This window comes from Sphingobium sp. (assembly GCF_003248505.1).
Classification (GTDB): Bacteria; Pseudomonadota; Alphaproteobacteria; order Sphingomonadales; family Sphingomonadaceae; genus Sphingobium.
The window spans coordinates 1-7975 of record NZ_QFOA01000108.1 but is presented as its reverse complement, the minus strand read 5'-3'; the positions used below and the strand labels follow the sequence as shown (position 1 = coordinate 7975).

The 7975-nt window shown below is 63.3% G+C and carries 7 protein-coding genes and 1 pseudogene; 5 read left to right on the top strand and 3 right to left on the bottom strand.

The window, feature by feature from the left end; translation table 11 throughout:
- The 5 genes and pseudogenes from DI606_RS18685 to DI606_RS18665 all read left to right on the top strand — a co-directional run.
- Nucleotides 1–240, top strand: a pseudogene (locus DI606_RS18685) (sodium:proton exchanger); the annotation flags it as partial.
- A complete protein-coding gene (locus DI606_RS18680; protein WP_293985367.1) occupies nt 240–566 on the top strand; it encodes a DUF423 domain-containing protein in 327 nt (108 codons plus the stop codon). The pseudogene DI606_RS18685 and the gene DI606_RS18680, both read left to right, overlap by 1 nt.
- A gap of 42 nt (nt 567–608) precedes the next feature.
- The gene (locus DI606_RS18675) at nt 609–1070 is read left to right on the top strand and encodes a Fur family transcriptional regulator (protein ID WP_293985366.1); all 462 of its coding nucleotides are present in this window, start codon (nt 609–611) and stop codon (nt 1068–1070) included.
- A 79-nt stretch (nt 1071–1149) separates the two neighbouring features.
- On the top strand, nt 1150–3066 hold the full coding sequence (gene dxs / locus DI606_RS18670; protein WP_293985365.1) for a 1-deoxy-D-xylulose-5-phosphate synthase: 1917 nt from the start codon (nt 1150–1152) through the stop codon (nt 3064–3066).
- Between the two features lie 103 nt (nt 3067–3169).
- Nucleotides 3170–4648, top strand: a complete 1479-nt coding sequence (locus DI606_RS18665) for a DUF4403 family protein (protein WP_293985364.1) — start codon at nt 3170–3172, stop codon at nt 4646–4648.
- 9 nt (nt 4649–4657) lie between these two features.
- Here DI606_RS18665 and DI606_RS18660 read toward each other — a convergent pair whose 3' ends face one another.
- The 3 genes from DI606_RS18660 to DI606_RS18650 all read right to left on the bottom strand — a co-directional run.
- The gene (locus DI606_RS18660; RefSeq protein WP_293985363.1) at nt 4658–5074 is read right to left on the bottom strand and encodes a DUF3035 domain-containing protein; all 417 of its coding nucleotides are present in this window, start codon (nt 5072–5074) and stop codon (nt 4658–4660) included.
- Nucleotides 5071–5586 (bottom strand): signal peptidase II, encoded by a 516-nt coding sequence (gene lspA / locus DI606_RS18655; protein ID WP_293985362.1) that lies wholly within the window; start codon nt 5584–5586, stop codon nt 5071–5073. The genes DI606_RS18660 and lspA overlap by 4 nt, the downstream gene beginning before the upstream one ends.
- Nucleotides 5587–5590: 4 nt before the next feature.
- The coding region (locus tag DI606_RS18650; protein WP_293985361.1) for an isoleucine--tRNA ligase at nt 5591–7975 on the bottom strand (2385 nt) is incomplete at its 5' end.

Below are 7975 nucleotides of genomic sequence, written 5' to 3'. Positions count from 1 at the left end.
GACCTCGCCGGGGTCGTTCGCGAAGTCTATGAATCGGCGATTTGCATGGGCGCGCAGGCGATGCAGGCGCTGGGCGTGCCGGATGCCGAGATCGAGGAGGTCGAACGGCAATATCGCCTCAACGACGACCAGCGCATGGCCGTGCAGATCGAACATGGCACGTTGATATCGGCCAAGGATCTGATGTATCGGCCCGGTCGGCGGATGAACCTGGCCAGCCGCGGCGATGGAGAGCAATGATGATGGCTGTGCTGGCCTGCCTTTCGGCAGCGATGGCGATCGGAGCGGGCGCGTTCGGCGCACACGGCGTGGCGGACGCGAAAGCGGCGGAGTGGCTCCGCACCGGCGGCCTCTATCAGTTGATCCATGCCGTCGCCGCCATCGCGATCATGGGCGTCGCTCGCGGCGCGGCGATGCTGATGCTGGCGGGCGCAGCTATCTTCGCCGTCACGCTCTACGCCATGGCGCTGGGCGCGCCGCGCTGGCTCGGTGCGGTGACGCCGATCGGCGGAACGATGATGATCGCAGGCTGGCTCTGGGCCGCGTGGCAGTTCACACGATCATGACGCGCCCTTGCCCTATGCCCATGGCCAGCTTAGATTGACGCCATGGCCACCCACGCCCATCATCATGATGAACCCACCGGCTCTCGCCTGGCGGACGCCGCGCGCGAAACGCTGGAATCGCGCAGCGAGCAATGGACCCCCATGCGCGCCGCCATTTTCGATGCCTTGACGGCGCAGGACAGGCCGGTATCGGCCTATGACATTGCAGAAACCGTGTCGCAGGCACGCGGCAAACGCGTCGCACCCAACAGCGTCTACCGCATCCTCGACCTGTTCGTGGCGAACAATATCGCGATGCGAGTGGAAAGCGCGAACGCCTATATCGCGAATGCTCATCCCGGGTGCCAGCATGACTGCATTTTCCTGGTGTGCGACATATGCGGGCAGGTCACTCACATCGACGACGACCCCATCACCTCCGCGCTGCGCACCGCCGCCCAGAAGGCCGGCTTCGCTCCGTCTCGCGCGGTTATAGAGATGCGCGGCACTTGCAACGCGCATTGATCGCGGCTCCGCTCGTCGCGACATATACATCATAAGCTAGAATTCGACTTGGAGCAGGAAAGCGAGTAGACCCTTCACAATGTCAAATCCGCAAACGCCCCTGCTCGATACGGTCCTCACCCCCGCCGATCTGCGCACACTCAAGCCCGAACAACTGCGCCAGTTGGCCGACGAACTGCGTTCCGAAACCATTGCGGCAGTAGGCGTGACGGGTGGCCATCTCGGATCGGGACTTGGCGTCGTGGAACTGACAACGGCGCTTCATTATGTGTTCGACACGCCCGACGACCGGCTGATCTGGGACGTCGGACATCAATGCTATCCCCATAAAATCCTGACCGGGCGGCGCGACCGTATCCGCACGTTGCGGCAGGGGGGCGGCCTTTCGGGCTTCACGAAGCGAGCCGAAAGCGAATATGACCCCTTCGGCGCGGCGCACAGTTCGACGTCGATCAGCGCAGCGTTGGGCTTCGCCATCGCCAACAAGGTGCAGGACCGCCCCGGCAAGGCGATTGCCGTTATCGGCGACGGCGCCATGTCGGCGGGCATGGCCTACGAAGCCATGAACAACGCGCGCGAGGCTGGCAATCGCCTGGTCGTCATCCTCAACGACAACGACATGTCGATTGCGCCGCCGGTCGGTGGCCTTTCCGCCTATCTCGCCCGGCTGGTATCGAGCCGCGAATTTCTGAGCCTGCGCGATCTGGCCAAGCGCCTTGCGCGCAAACTGCCTCGCCCGCTGCACAAGGCGGCAAAGAAGACAGACGAATATGCGCGCGGCATGGCGACCGGCGGCACCTTGTTCGAGGAACTGGGCTTTTACTATGTCGGCCCCATCGACGGCCATAATCTCGACCATCTGATCCCGGTGCTGGAAAATGTCCGCGACGCGGCGGAAGGCCCTTGCCTGATCCATGTCGTAACGCAAAAGGGCAAGGGCTACGGCCCTGCCGAAGCGGCGGCGGACAAATATCATGGCGTCCAGAAATTCGATGTCATCACCGGCGCCCAGGCAAAGGCCCCGCCCGGGCCGCCGAGCTATACCAACGTCTTCGCCCAGGCCCTTATTGCGGAAGCCGAGCGCGATCCCAAGGTGTGCGCCATCACCGCCGCCATGCCGTCGGGCACCGGTCTCGACAAATTCGCGCAAACATTCCCGCGCCGGACCTTCGATGTCGGCATCGCCGAACAACATGCCGTGACGTTCGCCGCCGGTCTCGCCGCGCAGGGGATGCGCCCTTTCTGCGCCATCTATTCGACCTTTCTCCAGCGTGCGTACGATCAGGTCGTCCATGACGTCGCGATCCAGAACCTGCCGGTGCGCTTCGCCATCGACCGGGCTGGCCTTGTCGGCGCGGACGGATCGACCCACGCGGGCAGCTTCGATGTCACCTATCTCGCGAGCCTTCCCAACTTCGTCGTGATGGCCGCCGCTGACGAAGCGGAGCTGGTGCACATGGTGCATACCTGCGCGGTCCATGACAGCAGCCCGATTGCGGTTCGCTATCCCCGTGGTAACGGCACTGGCGTCGCCATGCCTTCGGTGCCGGAGGCGCTGGAAATCGGCAAGGGGCGCGTCGTGCGCGAAGGGCGTCAGGTCGCGATCCTGTCGCTCGGCACCCGGCTGGAAGAAGCGATGAAGGCCGCCGAAGCGCTGGAAGCCAAGGGACTTTCGACGACCGTTGCCGACCTGCGCTTTGCCAAGCCGCTCGACGAAGCGCTGATCCGCCGCTTGTTGACCAGCCACGAAGTGGCGGTGACCATTGAAGAAGGGGCGATCGGCGGTTTGGGCGCGCATGTGTTGACGCTGGCGAGCGATCTGGGGCTCATCGACAACGGGCTGAAGCTGCGCACGATGCGCCTTCCCGATATTTTTCAGGATCATGACAAACCGGAGCGGCAATATGCCGACGCAAGGTTGGATGCGGACGCTATCGTAGATACCGTGCTGACGGCATTGCGGCATAACAGCGTGGGGACCGAAGCGCGGGCCTGACGCTGGCCGAGGAACAAAGTTTTTGCCTGCGCGTCATGATGCCACCGCATCGGCGATGAAGCTGGGGCAGATCGGGTTGGGTGTGGAGGAGTGATTGCGGGACGTGTTGCGCGCCTCTTTGAAGACAGGCTCCTGCATCTCTATCCTCGCCCTTTGCCTGATCGCCGGATGCCGCCAGCGGGAACGGAATGCCGCGCCGCCCCACGCGACAGACAAAGTGCCGGTCCCCAAGGAACGATCCCTGATCGCAGTGCCGGTGGAAGCGGACGCCGAATCCCTCCGGCGCGGAGTGGAAGAGGGAATACCGCAGATCCTGTGGACCATAAACCAGCGCGAACCGCGCTGCATCCCGCCGCAGAAGGTACGAATATTAGGCAGCGACCTTAAGGTCACGCCGCGGATCGGGTGCACCATCGTCGGCAGCGTGACGCGCGGCCCCGTTACGCTGCGAGGCGAGGGGCGCGACATCATTGCCGACGTGCCGATCCATGCCAGCATCAGTGCGCGCGATGTGGGCGGCATCCTGAAGGGAGAAACCGCCACCGGTTCCGCTTTGGTACACGCCCGCATTCGTATCGACCTTGGCCCCGACTGGACGCCGAAGGGCAGCGTACGCCTGGATTATGACTGGAAGACCGAACCGGGCATCGACTTTCTGGGACAGCGCATTCGCTTTACTGACAAGGCGGACGAAAAGCTGAAGCCGATCGTCGCCAAGCTGGAACGCGATCTGCCAAGGCAACTCGCGAAAATGAACCTGCGCGCGCAGGCGGACCGGCTATGGCGTCGATCCTTCACGACGCTGGCGCTCAACGATCATGATCCGCCGGTCTGGATGCGCATCAGCCCTTCGCGACTCTTTTACAACGGATACCGGATGGAGGGCCGCTCGGTCCGGGTCAACCTCGGCATGGAGGCCGTTACCGAGACCTTCGTCGGCGAACGACCGGACGACAGCCGCCCCACTCCCCTGCCCGCGTTGGAACGATCCAACCTGCGGGACGGGCTGGCTTTCCACATTCCTGTAACGGCGGATTATCGCCAGCTCGAACCCGTCATCAGGCGCGCATTGGCGAAGCGGGCGGCAAGACCGTTCGATCTGCCGGGAATCGGTCCGGTGATGGCGCGCTTCGATAACATCCAGTGCTATGGGGCGACGGGGGGTCGCATCGCTGTGGGCGCGGACATCGTCGCGACGCCGGCGGGATCGAACGACGAAACGCATGGGCGCATATGGCTGGCCGCCCGTCCGATAAACGCGCCCAATTCGCCGAAAGTCAGCTTCGTCGATCCGATCATCACCGGGAATACCGATGCTGCAGGTGGCGACATGCTTATCGCCATCGGCCAAAGTCCAGGCTTTTCAAGTCTGATCGCTGCTGCGCTCGGTCAGAACTTCGCCGGGGATGTGGCCGACCTCAAAGCCAAAATCAGCCGCGCCATCGCAGACAAACGCCAGGGCGACTTTGTCATCCGGGCGCAGGCGGATCGTTTCGAGATCGGTCAGATTCACGCTTACGGTCAGGGGTTGCACCTCCCCGTCAAGGCAACGGGCAAGGCGCAGATCCTTTATCGCCCCTAGGCGCGTTCGTTACTGTTGGGGAACTGCAGCGCGCGCATTCTGCCCGTCGCCTTCCGGCGCGGCGATGATGTCGCGCGTGGTTGCGCCCTTGTCCACCACTTCGGTAGCCGGATCGCCCGCCTGCGAGCGAATTCCTGCCGCCGCATTGCCGCGACCGGCAGCGCTCAACGTCGCCGATTCCGCCGCGCTCCGGGGGGCAGGACCGCCGAACATCGCCTGCATCGCCTCGGCCCGCGAATCGACGGAAGCCGCTGCTGGCGTGCCCGGCGCAGGCGGGACGAGCGCGAAGTCGGGCGGGATCACCAGCGGCGCAGCGCGCGAGACGGCGAATTCATCGGGGCGGTCGCGATTGAACAGTCCGCCGCCGCCACCGCAGGCCGACAGCGATGCAACGAGGCCGGCGGCGAGGATCAGATTACGCTTCACTTCAAAGTCTCCGTCTTTGCGCCCTTGTCGCGCAGCAGCAGCGCCCGCGCAAGCAGGATCAGCACGCCGATGGTGATCGCGGCGTCCGCCAGGTTGAAAATCAGGAACGGACGCCACTCCCCGAAATGCAGATCGGCATAGTCGATGACATAGCCCAGCCGCATCCGGTCGATGATGTTGCCGATCGCTCCCCCCAGGACGAGGCCCAGCGCCGCGACATCCTGCCGTGCGCGCTCCCGCCACATCCACACCGCCACGAAGCCTGCGATCAGCACCGTCATTCCGACGAGCGCCCACCGCATCATGTCGGTATCGGCATGGAAGAACCCCATCGACACGCCCCGGTTTTCCAACCAGCGCAGGCGGAAGATCGGCAGGATTTCGATACCCTCCTCGCCACGGCTTTGCAGCGCGAGCGGGTAGGTGACGGTATACTTCACCAGTTGGTCCAGCGCCAGGGTGACGATGGCGACGGTGAGGCCAAACGGGCGGTGGGTTGTCGTGACAGCCATGGGATCAGCCCTTCAGCACGCTGTCGCACCGGTCGCACAGCGCGCCGTCCTGCGTGACTTCCGGCAGCAGCCGCCAGCACCGCCCGCATTTGTGCCACTCGCTAGGCCGCACAACGATGCCATCGCCCACGCCCATTTCGACCCGCGCGACGATTGCCACTTCGGCGAAATCCACGCCATCGACAGGCAGCAATTCGCCCATGGTAACGTCCGCTTCCAAACTGGAGCGGATCAGCTTTTCACGGCGAAACGGCTCGATGGCTTCGTTGACCTGCTCACGTTGGTAGCGCAACTCGCCCCATTTGTCGCCCAGATGCCCGTCGATCCACCGCGCGTCGACGTCCGGCCATTCGAGGAAATGAACGCTCTCTTCTTCGTTGGGGAAGCGGCTTTGCCATACTTCCTCGGCGGTAAAGGGAATGATGGGCGCGACATAACGGACGAGCGCATGGAACAGCGTATCGAGCAATGTGCGATAAGCGCGCCGTTTCGGATCGCTCTTCGCATCGCAATAAAGGCAATCCTTGCGGATATCGAAGAAAAAGGCCGACAGGTCGCTGTTGGCGAAATCGAAGATCGCGCGCGTATATCGGCTGAATTCCAGCCAATTCTCGCTTCCCTTCTCCTTGTCCACCACGGAACGCAGTTCCGCGTCGAGCTGTGCCAGACGGTGGAGCATATAGCGCTCCAGTTCCGGCATCTCGGCGTAGCTGACGGCTTCGGTCGCTTCATCGTAATCGGAAAGAGCGCCGAGCATGTACCGGAAAGTGTTGCGCAATTTCCGATAGGCGTCGGACGATCCGGCCAGCACTTCCTTACCGATGCGCACATCGTCGAAATAGTCGGTGCTCGCCACCCAGACGCGCAGGATGTCCGCGCCGCTTTCGCTCATGATCTTGAGCGGATCGACGACATTGCCGAGCGATTTGGACATTTTCTTGCCCGATCCGTCGAGCGCGAAACCATGAGTCAGCACGGCCTTGTAGGGGGCCTGCCCTCTGGTCCCGCAGCTTTCGAGCAGGGAAGACTGGAACCAGCCGCGATGCTGGTCGGACCCTTCGATGTAAAGGTCGGCCCGCGCGCCATCGCCATAGCGTCCTTCGACGACGAAGCTGTGGGTCGATCCGGAATCGAACCACACGTCGAGGATATCGTTCACCACCTCATAATCGGCCAGATCGTAGTCTGGGCCGAGCAGCGCCTGATGATCCGCACCGAACCAGGCATCCGCGCCCCCTGCCCCGAAAGCTTCGACAATGCGGGTATTGACTGCCGGATCAACGAGATAGTCTCCACTCTTGCGATGGACATAGAGCGCAATCGGCACGCCCCATGCGCGCTGGCGGGAGATCACCCAGTCCGGGCGGCCCTCCACCATGGAACGGATGCGGTTGGTGGAACGCTCTGGCACCCAGCGGGTATGGGCGATGGCGTCCAGCGCCACTTCGCGCAGGGTCGGACCGTTGGTCGGCAGCGCGCTCGCCAGAGCGCCAGTCACCGGCTCCAGCGGCGGGAGCGGATAGTCTGCCGTCCTTTTGCCATGCGGCTGGTCCATCGGGATGAACCATTGCGGCGTGCAGCGGTAGATGATCTTCGCCTTCGAACGCCAGCTATGCGGGTAGCTGTGGCGGAAATCGTCCGACGCCGCGAGCAGCGCACCTGCTTCGCGCAAATCGTTGCAGATCGGCCCGTCCCGGCTTACGAATTTGGGGTTGATGACCGATCCCTGCCCGCCGAGCCACGCCCAGCCCGCGCGATATTTGCCATCGCCCTCGACCGCGAAGACGGGATTGATGCCGTTCGCCTTGCAGAGGGCAAAGTCGTCCTCGCCATGGTCGGGGGCCATATGGACAAGGCCGGTGCCCGCGTCGGTGGTAACGAAATCGCCTGCGAGGAACGGGCGCGGCTTGGCGAAGAAGCCGCCGAGGGCGTGCATCGGGTGACGGGCGATTGCACCGGCTAGGTCGGAGCCTTTGAAGCGGCCACGCTCAGCGACGGTCCATCCGGTTCGATGCTCAAATTCTTCAACCAGCGCAGAAGCGACAAGAACCAGTCGCCCCTCTTGGATGAGTGGCATTTCATCGCCGGGTTCGATGAATTTTGCTTCACCGGAATAAGCTTGTCCCAGGACATACTCAACCTCTGGCCCATAAGCCAAAGCCTGATTGACCGGAATGGTCCACGGCGTCGTCGTCCAGATCACCGCATGCGCGCCGACCAGTTCGGGGGCGTTGGGTGCTTCGACAATTTCGAACGCCACGTCGATCTGAGTGGAAGTCACGTCCTCATATTCGACTTCAGCCTCGGCCAGCGCGGTCTTTTCGACCGGGGACCACATGACGGGCTTGGCGCCGCGATAGAGCTGGCCGCTTTCTGCAAACTTCAAAAG

Excerpts from the sequence above, each read along its gene's own strand:
- DI606_RS18680 (WP_293985367.1), top strand. The coding sequence starts at position 240 with ATGATGGCTGTGCTGGCCTGCCTTTCGGCAGCGATGGCGATCGGAGCG.
- DI606_RS18675 (WP_293985366.1), top strand. The coding sequence starts at position 609 with ATGGCCACCCACGCCCATCATCATGATGAACCCACCGGCTCTCGCCTG.
- dxs (WP_293985365.1), top strand. The coding sequence starts at position 1,150 with ATGTCAAATCCGCAAACGCCCCTGCTCGATACGGTCCTCACCCCCGCC.
- lspA (WP_293985362.1), bottom strand. The coding sequence starts at position 5,586 with ATGGCTGTCACGACAACCCACCGCCCGTTTGGCCTCACCGTCGCCATC.